Consider the following 16,301-nt stretch of genomic DNA (forward strand, 5'->3'; position numbering starts at 1 on the left):
GGGCCACGCCGCAGGAGTGGGGGTGGGCATGGGCGGAATTGCATCCCCCCGCGGACGGGAATAACCCTCGGGCAAGCCTTCAAGGAGCTGCCCATGCCGATCGATCCTGTCGCCCTGTCTGCCGAGCTGATCCGCTGTCCCTCGGTCACCCCCGAGGAGGGCGGCGCGATCCAGCTTCTGGACAAGCTGCTCTCCTCAGCCGGATTCGAGACGCATCGCGTCGACCGTGGTGGGATCTGCAACCTGTTCGCCCGCTGGGGCCAGCGCGGCGCCAACCGCAGCTTCGGCTTCAACGGCCATGTCGACGTTGTGCCGGTCGGCGATGCGTCGGCCTGGACCCATGATCCCTTCGGCGGCGCGATCGAGGACGGCATCCTCTGGGGCCGCGGCGCGACCGACATGAAATCCGGCGTCGCCGCCTTCGCCGCGGCCGCCATTGATTTCGTGCAGGAGACGCCGCCGAATGGTGCCGTCATCCTCGCCATCACCGGCGACGAGGAGGGCGTGGCCCTCGACGGCACGGTGGCGCTTCTGGACTGGATGGCACGGCACGGCGAGCGGATGACGGCCTGCCTTGTGGGCGAGCCGACCTGCCCGAACGAGATGGGCGATATGATGAAGATCGGCCGCCGCGGCTCGATGACCGCGCATTTCACCGCACGGGGCGTGCAGGGTCATTCGGCCTATCCGCATCGCGCCAAGAACCCGCTGACGGCGATGGTGCGGCTGATGGACCGGCTGGCGAGCCACGAGCTTGACGCCGGGACGGATCATTTCGACCGCTCGACGCTGGCGATCACCACGATCGACACCGGCAACAAGGCCTCCAACGTGATCCCGGCAGAGTGCCGCGGCACCGTGAACATCCGGTTCAACGACGCGCATAGCTCGGAAAGCCTCGCGGGCTGGCTGAAGACGGAGGCCGCGAAGGTCGAGGCGGAGACCGGAGTGAGCATCGCCACTGCGCTCCAGGTCTCGGGCGAGAGCTTCCTGACCCCGCCGGGCGAGCTTTCCACGCTGGTCGCGGGCTCGGTCGAGGCCGAGACCGGGCGGAAGCCGGAGCTGTCGACCACTGGCGGCACGTCGGACGCGCGCTTCGTGAAGGACCACTGCCCGGTGGTGGAATTCGGCCTTGTCGGCAAGACCATGCACCAGGTGGACGAACGTGTGCCGGTGGAGCAGATCGTGCAGCTGAAGGCGATCTATTCCCGGATTCTTCGGGACTATTTCGCATGAGCGTCGAGATCACCGAGACTCGCGACATCGCCACCTGCCGCGCGCTGCGGCGGGTGGTCTTCATCGAGGAACAGGGCGTCTCCGAAGCCGACGAGATCGACGATCTGGACGAGGTGGCGATCCATCTGCTGGCGACCGACGGCGGCAAGCCTGTCGGCACCGCGCGGCTGCTGGTCGATGGCCCGACGGGCAAGATCGGCCGGGTCTGTGTGCTGAAGGAGAGCCGCGGCACCGGCCTCGGCGCGGCACTGATCCAGGCCGGGATAGAGACGTTTCGAACCCGCGCAGGCATCGAGACGGTCAAGCTTGGCGCGCAGGTCCATGCGCTCGGCTTCTATGAAAGGCTCGGGTTTCAGGCCAAGGGCCCGATCTATGACGACGCCGGGATCCCGCATCGGGACATGGTTCTGACGCTCTGATTTGCGATGACGACCTCGCCCGCCCATGATAGGGGCTGGGCCATGGAAAAGCTGCCCTCCAAGCCCGAACTCCTCAGCTGGATCGCCGATCACCCCGATGCCGCGAAGCGCGACATCGCGCGGGCCTTCGGTATCAAGGGCGGGCCGGCGCGGATAGAGCTGAAGCGCCTGCTGAAGGATCTGGAGGCCGAGGGCCTGCTGCAGCGCCACCGCCGCGTCTACCGTGACCCCGACAGCCTGCCGCCGGTCAGCGTGCTGCAGGTGCTGGCTTCCGACAGCGCGGGCGACCAATGGGCGAAGCCCCTGGAATGGGAAGGCCGCGGCCCGGCGCCGAAAATTCTGTTCCGGCCGCGCAGCTCAGACGCGCCAGTGGCCGAGGGCGACCGCATCCTCGCCCGGCTGAACCCTGTTGTGGGCGAGGATCACGCCTATGAAGCCCGGCTGATCCGCAAGATCGGCGTGGTCAGCCACAAGGTGATCGGCATCTTCCGCAAGGAAGCCGAGGGCGGCCGGATCGTCCCCATCGACAAGGGCGCGGACAAGGAATGGCGCGTGGCGGCCGAGGCCACGCATGGCGCGCTGGACGGCGAGCTGGTCGAGGCCGAGCATATCGGCGCACGCGGCCGTCTGGGTCTGCCGCAGGCGCGGGTGGTCGAGGTCCTGGGCGATCCCTCCGCCCCGAAAGCGGTCAGCCTGATCGCGATCCACCAGCACGGCATCCCCGACGATTTCCCCGATGCCGTGATCGAGGAAGCAGACGCGATGACGCCGGCGGGCCTTGGAAACCGCGAGGATCTGCGCCACCTGCCGCTGGTCACGATCGACCCGGCTGATGCGCGCGACCATGACGATGCCGTCTTCGCCCATGCCGACGAGGATCCGAAGAACCCCGGCGGCCATGTCCTCTGGGTCGCCATCGCCGACGTGGCGCATTACGTCACCCCCGGCTCTGCGCTGGACCGGGAGGCGCGGCGGCGCGGCAATTCCACCTATTTTCCCGACCGGGTGGTGCCGATGCTGCCCGACCGGCTTTCGGGCGACCTCTGCTCCCTGCACGAGGGCGTGGCGCGGGCCTGCCTCGCCGTCTGCATGAAGATCGACGCGGCGGGCAACAAGCTGTCGCACCGCTTCACCCGGGGGCTGATGCGCTCAGCCGCCTCGCTGACCTACGAGGAGGCGCAGGCCGCCCGCGACGGTCAGCCGAACGCCCGCTGCGCGGAGCTGCTGGACGAGGTCATCACCCCCCTCTACGCCGCCTATGAGGCGCTGAAGACCGCGCGGACCGCGCGCCAGCCGCTGGAGCTGGACCTGCCGGAGCGGCGGATCGTGCTGTCGGACGAGGGCAAGGTCGTCTCCGTCGCCTTCCGCGACCGCTTCGACGCGCACCGGCTGATCGAGGAATTCATGGTGCTGGCCAACGTCGCCGCGGCAGAGGAGCTGGTGCGTCTGCGCCGGCCCCTCCTCTTCCGCGTGCATGAAGAGCCGAGCCCGGAGAAGCTTGACGCGCTGCGCGAGGTGGCGGAGGCCTCGGGCTTCACGCTGGCCAAGGGGCAGGTGCTGAAGACGGCGCATCTCAACCGCCTGCTGGCGCAGGCCGAGGGCACGGATTTCGACGAGCTCCTGAACATCACCACCCTGCGGTCGATGCAGCAGGCCTATTACCACCACGAGAATTTCGGGCATTTCGGCCTTGCCCTGCGCAGCTACGCGCATTTCACCTCACCGATCCGGCGCTATGCCGACCTTGTCGTGCATCGGGCGCTGATCACCGGGCACGGCTGGGGCAAGGACGGCCTTTCCCCGCAGGACATCGAAACGCTGGAGGAGACGGCGCAGCACATCTCCGACACCGAGCGGCGTTCGATGATGGCGGAGCGGGACACGTCGGACCGTTACCTTGCCGCCTATCTTTCCGACCGGGTGGGCAGCGAATTCGCCGGCCGGATCTCGGGCGTCACCCGCTTCGGGCTGTTCGTGAAGCTGGAGGAGACCGGGGCCGACGGGCTGATTCCGATCCGGACGCTGGGGCGGGAGTTCTTCCATTTCGATGCCGACAGCCAGACTCTGATGGGCTCGGAGACCGGGCTGACACTGGGGATCGGCCAGCGCGTCACCGTACGGCTGGCCGAAGCCGTGCCGGTGACCGGCGGGCTGATGCTGGAACTGCTGGCGGTCGAGGACAAGGAGCTGCCCCGCGGCCCCTCGGCCAAGGGCCGGCGCCGAGTGGCGCGCCGCCCGGGCGCCGGAAAGGCCCGGGCCGATGGCATCCGCCGCAAGGTGAAGCGCAGCCGGCGCTAGAGGTGGCCCGGCGCCAGATCCCTGCGCACGCCGCTTTCGGGGCGAGCCGTTTCGCGCTACACTGCAGGTGAGCAGAACAGCCGGTTCACCGGCGAATGACAAGATTGTAGAGGGGCAGGCCGAATGCATCAGCTTCTCAGGACGCTCGGCGTGACAGCGCTGATGGTGGCGGTTTCGCATACGCCCGCCACCGCGCAGGCCGTCACCCGTTCCCCCAGCCCGATGGCAAGACCCCCGATGACGACATCCGCCACAGCCGACCACGGCTTCCAGACCTGGATCGACCAGTTCCGTGCCACGGCCCGCCGCCACGGCATAAGCACCCGGGTCTATGACGCGGCCTTCCGCGACGTTCACCTGAACACCGAAGTGCTGCAGCGCGAGGCGAACCAGAGCGAATTCGTCAAGCCGATCTGGAGCTACCTCGACAGCGCGGTCTCTGACACGCGGGTGGAAGACGGGCGCCGGGCGCTGCGGCACTACGACGGCCTCCTGAACCGGATCCAGGCGAAATACGGGGTCGACAAGCACATCGTCGTGGCGATCTGGGGGCTGGAGAGCGCCTATGGCACCCATCGCGGAAAGATCCCGCTGATCGAGGCGCTGGCCACCCTCTCCTACGCGGGCAAGCGCCAGCGCTTCTTCGAGACGCAGCTGATCGACGCGCTGAAGATCCTGCAACACGGCGATGTCACGCCCAGCGAGATGACCGGATCCTGGGCGGGGGCGAGCGGGCATACCCAGTTCATGCCCTCGTCCTATCTCGAATACGCGGTGGATTTCACCGGCGACGGCAAGCGTGACATCTGGTCGAACAACCCGGCCGATGCGCTGGCCTCGACGGCGGCCTATCTCGAGCGGATGGGCTGGACCTCGGGGCAGCCCTGGGGCGTCGAGGTGCGGCTTCCGGCCGGTTTCAACTATGCCGAAACCGGGCATCGCGTGACCCGCAGCGTGGCCGACTGGGCGAAGCTCGGCGTGCGTCCAGCCCATGGCACGCGCCTGCCGGAGGGCGGCCCGGGCGAAATTCTGCTCCCCGCCGGTGCACAGGGGGCGGCCTTCCTCGTCTTCCACAATTTCGCGGTGATCCGGCGCTACAACGCCGCCGATGCCTATGCGCTGGCGGTGGGCTATCTCGCCAACCGGATCGGCGGAGGGCCGGTGCTGGCCGCGTCCTGGCCGCGCGGCGACCGGACGTTGAACCATCACGAGCGGGTGGAGCTGCAGGACCGGCTGACCGCCGCCGGGTTCGACACCCAGGGCGCGGACGGCCTGATCGGGCCGAATACGATCGCCGCTGTGCGCGCCTATCAGCGCTCGATCGGCGCGGTGCCGGACGGCTACGCCTCCTACGCGATCCTCAAGCGGCTGCGCTAGACCGGTGCTCGATGCCACGGTGCGCCGCCTCATCGACCCGCCGCTGAACCGCGCGGGGCGGTGGCTTGCCGCCCGTGGCGCGCAGGCCGATGTGGTGACGCTGGCGGGCCTCGCCCTTGGTCTTCTGGCCGCCGGGCTGATCCGCGAGGGGCATGCCGACCTCGCCTTGCTGCCGCTTCTGCTTTCGCGGCTGGCCGACGGGCTGGACGGGGCGGTGGCGCGGGCAGGGCGGAAAAGCGATTTCGGCGGCTACCTCGATATCGTGGCGGACTTCCTTGTCTACGGCGCGGTGCCGCTGGCCTTCATCGCCGCCGCCCCCGCCGCGAACGGGGCCGCGGGGGGCTACCTGCTTCTGAGCTTTTACGTGAACGGGGCTAGCTTTCTGGGCTTCGCAATCCTCGCCGAGCGGCATGGGCTGACGACCGAGAAGCAGGGGAAGAAATCGCTCTATTTCTCCGATGGGCTGCTGGAGGGGACGGAGACGATCCTGTTTCTCTGTGCGCTCTGCCTCTGGCCCGCGGTTTTCGCGCCGATGTGCTGGGCCTTCGGCACGCTCTGCTTTCTGACCACGGCGCTGCGGCTCGGCGCGGCTCGGCGGATCTTCGGCCCCGCCTCGCGGCCCGGGGTGACACGCCGCCGCACGCCCCGGTAAGCCGCCACCCGAAAGCTTGACTATTATTGTCAGCTTTATGTAGAACCGGGGTCGTAGGCCGGCCGCGACTCTCGCGCCGCGGCGGCGACACGGGGCCTGGAGGCACCAATGAAGGATTACGCGGTCGACCTCGACCACCTGCAGTTCACGCCGCTTGGCCTTGCCCGCAAGGGGTTTTCCGGCCGCATCGAACGTATCGCCGTCGGCGACGGCCCGTCGAGCCTTCCGGCCGACGAGATCGAGCGGCGGCTGATCGAGCTTGGGTTTGTCGAGGGTGCGGAAGTCCGGGTGGTGCATGAAGGCCTTTTCGGCCGCGACCCGATCGCGGTGCGGGTAAATGGCGCGACCGTGGCGCTGAGGCGGCGCGAGGCGATGGCGATCCTCGCCTTCTGAAGGACCTCCGATGAACGACATGATACAGGCCAGCGCGGCGCGGGTCGCCCTGGTGGGTGTACCGAACTGCGGCAAGACCGCACTTTTCAACGCCATGACCGGAAGCCGGCAGAAGGTGGGCAACTATGCCGGCGTGACGGTGGAGCGGAAGGTCGGCCCGGCCGAGACGCCCGCGGGACGCCGGATCGACGTGGTGGACCTGCCCGGCACCTATTCGCTGCGTGCCCGCAGCCCGGACGAGGAGGTCACCCGCGACGTGACCATGGGCCGCCGCAAAGGCGAGCCCGCGCCGGACCTGATCATCGCCGTCGCCGATGCCACCAACATGCGCTCCGCCCTGCGGCTGGTGCTGGAGCTGAAGCGCGTGGGCCGGCCCGTCGTCCTCGCCCTCAACATGATCGACATTGCCCGCTGGCGCGGGATCGAGATCGACACCTCGGTGCTTGAAAAGGCTCTCGGCCTGCCGGTTGTCGCCGCCACCGCCGTACGCAAGGCTGGGATGGAGGCGCTCTGGGCGCGGCTCGATGCCCTGCTGGAGGCCGGGCTTCCGGTGCCGGTAGCGAACAGCTGGGCAGAGCCCGGCGCCCGCGAACTGCGCGAGATGCAACGCGAGGCGGACCGCCTGGTCGCCGCCGTCGTCCGCCAACCTCCGAAGCCGGACACGGTGACGTCGCGGATCGACTCGGTTCTGCTGCACCCTGTGGCAGGGCTGGTTTTCCTCCTCCTGATCCTGTTCGTGATGTTCCAGGCGGTCTTCACCTGGGCGCAGCCGCTGATGAACCTGATCTCGGACGGGTTCGACTGGCTCGGGCATGGTGTTACGGCGGTCCTGCCGGCGGGGCTCGTTCAGAGCTTCCTTGTGGACGGGGTGATCGCGGGCGTGGGCAGCGTCATCGTGTTCCTGCCGCAGATCCTGATCCTGTTCCTGTTCATCCTGCTGCTGGAGGACCTGGGCTACATGGCCCGCGCGGCCTTCCTGATGGACAAGATCATGGGCGGCGCCGGGCTGCACGGGCGGGCGTTCATCCCGCTCTTGTCCTCCTTCGCCTGCGCCATTCCGGGGATCATGGCGGCGCGAGTGATCGACAGCAAACGCGACCGTCTGACGACGATCCTCGTCGCGCCGCTGATGACCTGCTCGGCGCGGATCCCGGTCTACACGCTGATCATTTCCGCCTTCATCCCGGCGCGGACGGTCTGGGGGGCGTTCAACCTGCAGGGCCTTGTCATGTTCGGGCTTTATGCCGCCGGGATCGCCTCTGCGCTCGGCGTCTCGGCGCTGGCGAAGTTCATGTTCTGGCGCAAGGACCCCACCCCGCCCTTCATGCTGGACCTGCCGGATTACAAGATGCCCCGACTGAAGAGCGTCGCCATCGGGCTGATGACCCGGGCGCGAATCTTCCTGAAGCGGGCGGGGACGACGATCTTCTCCATGATGGTCGTGATCTGGGTGCTGGCGAGCTTCCCGATGCCACCGGCGAACGCCACCGGGCCCGGCATCGCCTACAGCTTCGCCGCGATGATCGGGCGGTTCCTGGAGCCGATCCTGGCGCCGATCGGCTTCAACTGGCAGATCTCGGTCGCGCTGGTGCCCGGCATGGCTGCGCGCGAGGTGGCGGTGGCGGCGCTCGGCACGGTCTACGCGATCCAGGGCGGTGACGCGCAGATCGGCCATGTGCTGGCCAGCCAATGGAGCCTCGCCACCGCGCTGTCGCTGCTGGTCTGGTACATCTTCGCACCGCAATGCGCCTCGACCCTTGCCGTGATCAAGCGGGAGACGGGCGGCGCGAAATGGATGTGGCTGACCTTTGGCTACATGTTCGTGCTGGCCTATGCCTGCTCCTTCATCACCTATCACGCCGCCGTCCTTCTGGGCGCAGGCTGAGGGCGGCGCCGCGAAGCGCCGCCCGGGCCGCGATCACTCCGCCGCCTGCACCGCCATTTCCGGCCAGATGTTATGATTGAGCCGGAACAGGTTCTTCGGATCGTATTTCGTCTTCACCAGCTTCAGCCGGTCGAAGTTCTTGCCGTAGACTGAGGCGATACGGTCGGGCTCGTCCTCGGGCATGAAGTTGACGTAGGCCGAGCCGGTGGAGTACCGCGCCATCCGGTCGAAAAGCGCGCGCGCCCAAGCCTTGCAGGGGGCATCCTTGCCATGCTCCGCCCAGCGGGTGTGGACGTTCATGATGAAGTGCGAATCGCGCATCGGATAGGCGGTCGCATCCGGCTTCACCCGCGCCATGGCGCCACCCACATGGGCGATGAAGACCTCGCATTGCGGGTCCGGCAGGGCGTGAACCGCCTCCAGAAGCGTGTCTATCGCGGCGTCGGGCAGCTCCTTGAAGTCATGACTCTTCCAGTAGTTCCGCGCGCCCGGCGTCAGAAGCGGATCGAAGGCCGCCTGCCAGCCGGCGAAGGGATGCGGGCCGATCACATCGGCTATCGGCTTGCCGAGGGCGCGCAGCGGCGCCATCGCCTTCTCGCCCTCCTTCATGTCGCCGGAATAGCACGCGGCGAAGACCAGCACCTCGCGGCCATGCCATTCCTCGGGCAGGAAGGGCAGCGGCGGAGCCTTGCGCATCACCGTCCAGACGGTCAGGTCATCCGGCGCCTCGTCGGCGATCCTGCGGTAGCCCTGCAACAGGTGCTTCGCCTCCGACAGCGGATGGACGATCAGGCCCGATAGCACCTCCGGTCCGATCGGGATCAGCCGGAACTCGAAGGAGGCGACAACGCCGAAATTGCCGCCGCCCCCGCGGATCGCCCAGAACAGATCCGCGTTCTCGTCGGCCGCGGCGCGGCGGATCTGGCCGTCAGCCGTCACGATCTCTGCCGAAATCAGGTTGTCGATGGTCATGCCCCAGCGCCGGGTGATCCAGCCGAAGCCGCCACCCAGCGTCAGCCCGGCGATCCCGGTGGTGGAGTTGATGCCCGTGGGCACGGCAAGCGCATGGGCCTGCGCCTCGCGGTCGACATCGCCCAGTGTGCAGCCGGCGCCGACCCGGGCGGTGCGGTGCTTCGCATCGACGTGGACAGAGCGCATCTGCGAGAGATCGAGCAGAACCGCGTCGTCGGCCACGGCATGGCCGGCGATCTGGTGGCCGCCGCTGCGGATGGAAATCAGAACGCCCTGCTTGGCCGCGAAGCGCACGGCGGCCTGGATGTCGGTGGTGCCCAGCGCCCGGATCACCAGGCCGGGCCTGCGATCCACCATCGCGTTCCACAGGGTGCGGGCCTCGTCATAGCCGGGCTTTCCCGGCAGGGCGAGCGTGCCGCGCAGCTCGCCGGCGAGGGTCGCGAGCGCCTCATCCGTGATCGTGGCGCGCTTGCCCGCGGCGGTTTTCAAGGTGATGGACATTCCGGTGTCTCCCTATGCGATGTTTTTAAAGATTGTTCTCTGCCCCGGCGGAAAATACGGGCCGGCCTTTGAAAACAGTACGGCCCGGGGGGCGCGACTCGCACCATGGGCCAAGTCTGCGCGCGGCGGGGCAGGCGTCGCTAGTATCGAAACTGTAGCTCGCCGCATTGCGCACCGACATTCCGATGCTCACGCTTTCGTGTTAGCCTCATGGGGCCTCGGCATCGACGGAGCTGCCCGATGACCCATGCGAGCTACCGCCAGTTTTGCCCGCTTGCGATGGCGGCCGAGATCCTGTGCAAACGCTGGACGATGGTCGTCATCCGCGAGCTGATCGCGGGATCGACCCGGTTCAACGACCTGCACCGGGGCGTTCCCCGGATGTCGCCCACATTGCTGTCGAAACGGCTGGACGAGCTGGTGGAGACCGGCATTGTCGAGCGTGTGCCCGCGCAAGGCGAACGCGGCGTCTATGAATATCGGCTGACACCTGCGGGACGGGACCTTTTGCCAGTGGTCGACGCGATGGGCTTCTGGGGTCAGAAATGGGTCGAATCCAGCCTGTCGCTGAAGAATCTCGACCCGTCCCTGTTGATGTGGGACATGCGCCGCAGCCTTGACCCCGCGCCGCTTCCGAAACGGCGGGCGGTGATCCAGTTCCGCTACCCCGAGCTTTCTGCCGGGCAGCGCGACTGGTGGCTGGTCGTCGATCCGTCCGGCGAGGTCGATCTCTGCTCGGTCGATCCGGGGTTCGAGGTCGATCTCTACGTCACCACGGACCTGCGGACGATGACCTCGGTCTGGATGGGGCTCAGCACCGTTTCCGCCGTTCGGGATCGGTTCGATCTGGACGGCGACCCGAAGATCGCCGGATCCATCCAGCAATGGCTGGGCCTCAGCCACTTCGCGGTTCAACCCAAGCTGGTGTCCTGACAGGAAATTTCCCGAGGTCACGCCGCGGAGAGGGGGCTGGCATCTCCTGAACTTCCGCGCCACTGTCGCGCCATACCTAAGCTTGGGAGATGGCGCGATGCAAAATACCGACAGGATCTGGGATCTGGTGGAAGACCGACGCGAGGCCTATCGCGGCCTTGCAGACAGGGTCTACGACAGCCCCGAGATTGCCTACACCGAATATGCGTCCGCCGATCTGCACGAAGAGCAGCTGAAGGCCGAGGGCGCGAAGGTCAGCCGTGGCGTGGCCGGGATCCCGACCGCGGTGGTGGGCGAATGGGGCTCCGGCGGGCCGGTCATCGCCATCCTCGGCGAATACGACGCGCTGCCGGAACTGGGGCAGGAGCCGGGTGTGGCCGAACCGCGGCCGACCGGCGGACCGGGCCACGGCTGCGGGCACAACCTTCTGGGCTCGGCCGCGATGATGGCGGCGACGGCGCTGGCCGACTGGCTGAAGGAAACCGGCACCCCCGGCACAGTGCGCTACTACGGCTGCCCGGCCGAGGAAGGCGGCGCGGCGAAGACCTTCATGGTCCGCGCGGGTCTTTTCGACGATGTCGACGCGGCGATCTCCTGGCACCCGGCGACGCTGAACGGGGTGAGCGAGCCGCATTCGCTTGCCAACACCCGGATCGACTACACCTTCCACGGCCGCGCCTCGCATGCCGCGGCTGCGCCGGAGCTGGGCCGCTCCGCGCTGGACGCGGTGGAGCTGATGAACATCGCGGTCAACTACATGCGCGAGCACATGCCGGATGATGCCCGGGTCCACTACGCCTATCTCGATGCGGGCGGGGTGGCGCCGAATGTCGTGCAGGCGAAGGCCACGGTACGCCAGCTGGTGCGCGCGCGCGACCTGCCGGGCCTGCGCGAGCTGATCGCGCGGGTCGACAAGATCGCCAACGGGGCCGCGCTGATGACCGAGACGCGGGTGGAGCGGAAGGTCGTCTCGGGCGTGTCCAACATCATGGGCAACCGGGTGCTGGAAGAGCTGATGCAGGCCGAATTCGACCGCCTCGGCGCGCCGGACTTCGACGCAGACGACCGAGCCTTCGCCGAGGAGATCCGCAAGACCCTGACGCCCGAGCATATTACCCAGAGCTTCCGCCGCTTCGGAATCACCCCCCGCGCCGACATGCCCCTGGCCGATTTCGTCGTGCCGCTGGAACGGCAGCCGACGGGCGGCGAGGGCTCGACCGACGTGGGCGATGTCAGCTGGGCGGTGCCGACGGTACAGGCCCGGGTCGCCACCTGCGCGGTGGGCACGCCGTTCCACACCTGGCAGCTGACGGCGCAGGGCAAGTCGCCCATGGCGCACAAGGGGATGGAACATGCCGCCAAGGTGATGGCGGCGACCGGCAAGGCGCTGTTCGCCAAGCCCGACGTCCTCGCCGCGGCCATTGCCGAGCATGCCGCCAAGATGAAGGAAACGCCCTACGTCTGCCCGATGCCGGACGAGGTACAGCCCCCGATCCGCCCGCGCGCGGCGTGAAGCGACGCTGAAGGCCCTCCTGTCCGGCAACAGGGCCAGGAAGACCCGGACCCGCCACGGCATTCAGACCGTCGGCGGGTCTTTTCGTCCTCAGCTCGACTCGAGGTAGGATCGCCCCAGCCGCGCCTGCTTTAGTGCGAGACCGAGCAGCCGGAAAGCGTTGACGGAGGAGAAGCCGCGCGCGCGGTTGGCGGCGCCAAATTCGAACAGCGTGCGCTGCTGGAAGAACAGGAAGCGGTAGGCATCGCCCAGCTTCGTGGTCTTGTCCCAGATATGGGTGGCTTCCGAACCCGCGCCGTTCACCTCGATCAGGTGGAAGTTCCGCCCCGCCCGCAGATCGGCGATATCGTCATAGCGGATGTCGAACCGGCCGAAGTAGAACTCCGGCATGCCACGGGCGATGGCGTCGAAGCGATCCTCCATCTCCGGCGTGATATGGGCTCGGCCGTCCTGGAACACGGCGCCGCGGCAATGGTTGCCGGTGAAGACCAGCGGAAAGATCTCGCCCTTCTCCAGCACCCGGTCCTTCTGGGCGCCGTGGCGGGCAAGGTAGACGTCCTTGATCTTGCCGGCGCGGGGATCGGCCTCGATCAGCTCCTCCAGCGTTGACAGGCCGTCGCCCACCACCTCGGGGAAGAGCTTCAGCGTGACCGAAACGATGCGGCCGCGATCCTCGCCCGGGGCGCGGATGTAGAAAATCCCGGCCTCGTTCTTCGCGGTGATCAGCTTCTGGAAGATGATCCGTTCCCGGCGCGGGAAATGCGTCAGGTAATGGTCGAGGTCAGCGACGGTGCGGATGATCCGTACCCCCGCGCCGCGGCAGCCGATATCGGGCTTGGCGACCAGCGGGAACTCCAGCCCCGCCGTCTCCAGCGCCGCGAGAGCCTGCGGCAGATCGGCCGAGGGCGCGCCGGAGGCGGTGCCGACCTGAAAGCCGGTATAGGGGGCGACCCATTTCTTCCCCTCGCGCCCGAGCTGGGACATGATCTCGAACTTCGACTCTCCGACGAGGCCGCCGGCCTCCATGCCGGGGTTCGCCAGCGTGGGCAGCGTGATAGAGCGGTAGCGCAGCGCAAGCCCCATCCATTGCAGGATCATCGGGATATAGAAGAACCGGGCCGGCCAAAGCTCGAAGGCCGAGAATGTCGCCTCGGATTTCCCATCCTGTGCGAACAGGCGGCGGAGGCGCGGTCGGGGATCGAGGGTTGTCAACGTCATTTCTCGTCCTTGCCCCTGATGCGCCGGGCCTGACGCCGCGCGACATATTGGCTGATGCCCAGCAGGATCACCGCGAGCGCAATGCCCGCGGGCCAACGCCAGGCTCCGAAATAGGTCATGATCACTTTTCCCGCCCCGAGAGCGAAGGTGAACAGCAACGACGTCCATATAAGCGTAGCGACAACGACCGCCAAGGCAAAGCGAAGAAACGGCATTCCGAGAAAACCGCAGGCGGTGTAGGTCGGCAGACGCGCCCCCGGCAGGAAGCGGACGGAGATCACCGCGGCGATCAGCCGGGTGTTGAGCCAGTCTTGCATCCCCTTCGCGCGGTCCGTTTTCACCCAGCGCCGCGCCCAGGGGTGACGGGCCGCGAAACGCCCGGCGGCGAAGAGGCCCAGATCGCCCAGCGTGATGCCGATGAACAGGCTGCCCAGCGCCAGCGGCATCGAGACATGGCCGTCGGCCACCACAAGCGCGGCCAGCACGGCGGCCGCATCCTCCAGCACGAAGCTCGACAGGATGATGCCGAAGAAGACAAGGAAGGGATTGGACGTGCCTTCGACGAAAAGCGTGAAGTCCTGCGCAAGGGCGCTCATGCGGCCTCGCCCCGGGTCGGGGGCGCGGCCCTGCCCGCCTTGCCTGCCGCTGCGCCCATTGTTCGTCCTGACATCACCATAGATGCGCGGCTTATAGGCGAGGGTTGGCCAACCGGCAAGCCTCGCGGCCCGGTCGAAGGGCGCGCCGATGCCCTTGTAGCACAGCGTTATCCGGTCCTCGACAGGCCCGGCGCGAGGCAGCAAAAGACGACCGGCGGGCCCCAACCGGCCCGTCGTGCGGGCCTCGCGCCGCGCTGGCGCCCCCCGCCCCGGCCCGCACGTTCGGCCATTGACCTTGGCTGGCCCGGCACTTACCCACGAAACTGTGACCCCGGAGGACGCCATGCGGCCCACGACCGATGCCCTGATCGTCATCGACATCCAGAATGATTTCTGCCCCGGCGGCGCCCTTGCCGTGGCGGATGGCGACAGCATCATCCCCCGTGTCAACGCGCTGATGGACGAGTTTGCCGTGGTCGTCCTGACCCAGGACTGGCATCCCGCGGACCATTCCTCCTTCGCAGCCAACCATCCCGGCGCGGCCCCCTTCACGACGGTGGAGATGCCCTACGGTCCGCAGGTCCTGTGGCCCGCGCATTGCGTGCAGGGCGGGGCCGGGGCGGAGTTCCACCCCGATCTGCGCACCGATCCGGCGGACCTGATCCTCCGCAAGGGCTTCCGGACCGATATCGACAGCTATTCGGCCTTTTTCGAAAACGATCACAAGACCGCGACCGGCCTCGAGGGCTACCTGCGAAACCGTGGCGTGGCGCGGCTGACGCTGGTCGGCCTCGCCACCGATTACTGCGTCGCCTGGTCGGCGATCGACGCGGCAAGGCTGGGCTTTTCGGCGACGGTGCTGGAAGGGGCCTGCCGGGCGATCGACCTCGACGGCTCGCTTGCGGCCGCGCGGGCGGCAATGCGCGACGCGGGCGTGACGCTGGAGCCCTGACATGGTGGATATCGCGGCCCGGGTCTACAATCACCACTGGAAGATCGATCCGATCGTCCGGTCGCTGATCGATACCGATTTCTACAAGCTCCTGATGTGCCAGTCGGTTTTCCGGAACAGCCCGGATACCACGGTCACCTTTAGCCTGATCAACCGCACCACCTCGATCCGGCTGGCGGAGCTGATCGACGAGGGCGAGCTGCGCGAACAGCTGGACCATATCCGCACGCTGCGGCTGTCACGGGGAGAGTCGACCTGGCTGCGCGGCAACACCTTCTACGGCAAGCGCCAGATGTTCCGCCCCGACTTCCTGGAGTGGTTCGAGGGGCTGCAGCTGCCGCCCTACCACCTGGAGAAGCGCGACGGGCAATACGAGCTGACCTTCGAAGGCAAATGGCCCGAGGTCATGCTGTGGGAGATCCCGGCGCTGGCGGTGCTGATGGAGCTGCGCTCGCGCGCCGTTCTGCGCGACATGGGGCGGTTCGAGCTGCAGGTGCTCTATGCACGGGCGATGACCAAGCTCTGGGAGAAGGTGGAACGGCTGCGCAGCATCGAGGGCCTGAAGATCGCCGATTTCGGCACCCGGCGGCGGCATTCCTTCCTGTGGCAGGACTGGTGCGTTCAGGCGCTGCAGGAGGGGCTGGGAGAGGCCTTCATCGGCACCTCCAACTGCCTGATCGCCATGCGCCGCGAAGTCGAGGCGATCGGCACGAATGCGCACGAGATGCCAATGGTTTACGCCGCGCTGGCTGAGAACGACGCGGCGCTCGCCGAGGCGCCCTACAAGGTCCTCGCCGACTGGCACGAGGAGCATGAGGGGAACCTTCGGATCATCCTGCCGGACACCTACGGGACGGCCGGATTCCTGGCCCGGGCGCCGGACTGGCTGACCAGCTGGACCGGGATCCGGATCGATTCCGGCGACCCGGTTGCCGGTGCGGAGGAGGCGATCCGCTGGTGGACGGCGCGGGGCGAGGATCCGCGCACCAAGCTGGTGATCTTCTCGGACGGGCTCGACGTCGACAAGATCGAGGAGCTCCACGCCCGCTTCGCCGGACGGGTCAAGGCGAGCTTCGGCTGGGGCACGCTTTTAACCAATGATTTCAGGGGGCTGGTCCCCGAAAACCGGCTTGCGCCGTTCAGCCTTGTCTGCAAGGCGGTCGCGGCGGAGGGACGGCCGACGGTCAAGCTTTCGGACAATCCCAACAAGGCGATGGGGCCGAAGGACCAGATCGAACGCTACAAGCGTGTCTTCGGCGTGGGCGCCCAGACGCCGGTGGAGGTCGTCGTCTGACTTTGCCACACCGCGGCGAGGATCTGACGTAAGGACCCGGAAAACCACGGAAAAGCCGATAC

General features: G+C 67.6%; 14 protein-coding genes. 11 read left to right on the plus strand and 3 right to left on the minus strand.

All coding sequences use genetic code 11. The features are described from left to right. The first annotated feature begins 93 nt into the window (after positions 1-93). The 7 genes from dapE (at position 94) to feoB (ending at position 8,260) form a co-directional block, all read left to right on the plus strand. The gene (gene dapE, locus EIP85_RS06080; RefSeq protein WP_127901273.1) at positions 94-1,236 is read left to right on the plus strand and encodes a succinyl-diaminopimelate desuccinylase; all 1,143 of its coding nucleotides are present in this window, start codon (positions 94-96) and stop codon (positions 1,234-1,236) included. Next, positions 1,233-1,655: a GNAT family N-acetyltransferase gene (locus EIP85_RS06085; protein ID WP_127901274.1), complete on the plus strand. Its 423-nt coding sequence runs from the start codon at positions 1,233-1,235 to the stop codon at positions 1,653-1,655. The genes dapE and EIP85_RS06085 overlap by 4 nt, the downstream gene beginning before the upstream one ends. 42 nt (positions 1,656-1,697) lie before the next feature. Beyond that, positions 1,698-3,953: a ribonuclease R gene (gene rnr, locus EIP85_RS06090; RefSeq protein WP_127901275.1), complete on the plus strand. Its 2,256-nt coding sequence runs from the start codon at positions 1,698-1,700 to the stop codon at positions 3,951-3,953. 123 nt (positions 3,954-4,076) lie between these two features. Continuing rightward, positions 4,077-5,330 (plus strand): lytic murein transglycosylase, encoded by a 1,254-nt coding sequence (locus EIP85_RS06095; RefSeq protein WP_127901276.1) that lies wholly within the window; start codon positions 4,077-4,079, stop codon positions 5,328-5,330. 4 nt (positions 5,331-5,334) lie between these two features. Next, positions 5,335-5,982, plus strand: coding sequence for a CDP-alcohol phosphatidyltransferase family protein (locus EIP85_RS06100; protein ID WP_127901277.1), 648 nt, complete (start codon positions 5,335-5,337; stop codon positions 5,980-5,982). Positions 5,983-6,090: 108 nt separating this feature from the next. Beyond that, on the plus strand, positions 6,091-6,375 hold the full coding sequence (locus EIP85_RS06105; protein WP_127901278.1) for a FeoA family protein: 285 nt from the start codon (positions 6,091-6,093) through the stop codon (positions 6,373-6,375). A gap of 10 nt (positions 6,376-6,385) precedes the next feature. Then, a complete protein-coding gene (gene feoB / locus EIP85_RS06110; RefSeq protein WP_127901279.1) occupies positions 6,386-8,260 on the plus strand; it encodes a ferrous iron transporter B in 1,875 nt (624 codons plus the stop codon). A gap of 33 nt (positions 8,261-8,293) precedes the next feature. Here the strand turns inward: feoB and EIP85_RS06115 are convergent, their stop codons facing one another. Beyond that, positions 8,294-9,733 (minus strand): FAD-binding oxidoreductase, encoded by a 1,440-nt coding sequence (locus EIP85_RS06115; RefSeq protein ID WP_127901280.1) that lies wholly within the window; start codon positions 9,731-9,733, stop codon positions 8,294-8,296. Between the two features lie 240 nt (positions 9,734-9,973). On the opposite strand from EIP85_RS06115, the gene EIP85_RS06120 reads away from it, so the two are divergent. Together EIP85_RS06120 and EIP85_RS06125 are read left to right on the plus strand one after the other, a co-directional pair. After that, positions 9,974-10,666: a winged helix-turn-helix transcriptional regulator gene (locus EIP85_RS06120; RefSeq protein ID WP_127901281.1), complete on the plus strand. Its 693-nt coding sequence runs from the start codon at positions 9,974-9,976 to the stop codon at positions 10,664-10,666. A gap of 97 nt (positions 10,667-10,763) precedes the next feature. Further along, the gene (locus EIP85_RS06125; protein ID WP_127901282.1) at positions 10,764-12,179 is read left to right on the plus strand and encodes a M20 family metallopeptidase; all 1,416 of its coding nucleotides are present in this window, start codon (positions 10,764-10,766) and stop codon (positions 12,177-12,179) included. A gap of 90 nt (positions 12,180-12,269) precedes the next feature. On the opposite strand, the gene EIP85_RS06130 is transcribed toward EIP85_RS06125, so the two are convergent. Together EIP85_RS06130 and EIP85_RS06135 are read right to left on the minus strand one after the other, a co-directional pair. Beyond that, positions 12,270-13,397, minus strand: coding sequence for a D-alanine--D-alanine ligase (locus tag EIP85_RS06130; RefSeq protein ID WP_127901283.1), 1,128 nt, complete (start codon positions 13,395-13,397; stop codon positions 12,270-12,272). Next, entirely contained in the window at positions 13,394-14,374 is a 981-nt protein-coding gene (locus EIP85_RS06135) for a DedA family protein (protein WP_164871654.1), read from the minus strand. Before EIP85_RS06135 ends, EIP85_RS06130 begins: the two co-directional genes overlap by 4 nt. Between EIP85_RS06135 and pncA the strand changes: the two genes are divergently transcribed. Then, positions 14,337-14,945 carry a bifunctional nicotinamidase/pyrazinamidase gene (gene pncA, locus EIP85_RS06140; protein ID WP_127901285.1) on the plus strand — a complete coding sequence of 203 codons (609 nt, stop codon included), beginning with the start codon at positions 14,337-14,339 and terminating at the stop codon, positions 14,943-14,945. The two genes, EIP85_RS06135 and pncA, sit on opposite strands and share 38 nt — an antisense overlap. A 1-nt stretch (position 14,946) precedes the next feature. After that, the gene (pncB, locus tag EIP85_RS06145; RefSeq protein WP_127901286.1) at positions 14,947-16,239 is read left to right on the plus strand and encodes a nicotinate phosphoribosyltransferase; all 1,293 of its coding nucleotides are present in this window, start codon (positions 14,947-14,949) and stop codon (positions 16,237-16,239) included. Positions 16,240-16,301: the final 62 nt, after the last annotated feature.

It is taken from the genome of Solirhodobacter olei, from assembly GCF_004010155.1.
Taxonomy (GTDB): Bacteria; Pseudomonadota; Alphaproteobacteria; order Rhodobacterales; family Rhodobacteraceae; genus Solirhodobacter; species Solirhodobacter olei.

Bases quoted from the DNA above. Each gene is read 5' to 3' on its own strand.
- dapE (WP_127901273.1), top strand. From the start codon at position 94: ATGCCGATCGATCCTGTCGCCCTGTCTGCCGAGCTGATCCGCTGTCCC.
- EIP85_RS06085 (WP_127901274.1), top strand. From the start codon at position 1,233: ATGAGCGTCGAGATCACCGAGACTCGCGACATCGCCACCTGCCGCGCG.
- rnr (WP_127901275.1), top strand. From the start codon at position 1,698: ATGGAAAAGCTGCCCTCCAAGCCCGAACTCCTCAGCTGGATCGCCGAT.
- EIP85_RS06095 (WP_127901276.1), top strand. From the start codon at position 4,077: ATGCATCAGCTTCTCAGGACGCTCGGCGTGACAGCGCTGATGGTGGCG.
- EIP85_RS06105 (WP_127901278.1), top strand. From the start codon at position 6,091: ATGAAGGATTACGCGGTCGACCTCGACCACCTGCAGTTCACGCCGCTT.
- feoB (WP_127901279.1), top strand. From the start codon at position 6,386: ATGAACGACATGATACAGGCCAGCGCGGCGCGGGTCGCCCTGGTGGGT.
- EIP85_RS06115 (WP_127901280.1), bottom strand. From the start codon at position 9,733: ATGTCCATCACCTTGAAAACCGCCGCGGGCAAGCGCGCCACGATCACG.
- EIP85_RS06120 (WP_127901281.1), top strand. From the start codon at position 9,974: ATGACCCATGCGAGCTACCGCCAGTTTTGCCCGCTTGCGATGGCGGCC.
- EIP85_RS06125 (WP_127901282.1), top strand. From the start codon at position 10,764: ATGCAAAATACCGACAGGATCTGGGATCTGGTGGAAGACCGACGCGAG.
- EIP85_RS06130 (WP_127901283.1), bottom strand. From the start codon at position 13,397: ATGACGTTGACAACCCTCGATCCCCGACCGCGCCTCCGCCGCCTGTTC.
- pncA (WP_127901285.1), top strand. From the start codon at position 14,337: ATGCGGCCCACGACCGATGCCCTGATCGTCATCGACATCCAGAATGAT.
- EIP85_RS06135 (WP_164871654.1), bottom strand. From the start codon at position 14,374: ATGTCGATGACGATCAGGGCATCGGTCGTGGGCCGCATGGCGTCCTCC.
- pncB (WP_127901286.1), top strand. From the start codon at position 14,947: ATGGTGGATATCGCGGCCCGGGTCTACAATCACCACTGGAAGATCGAT.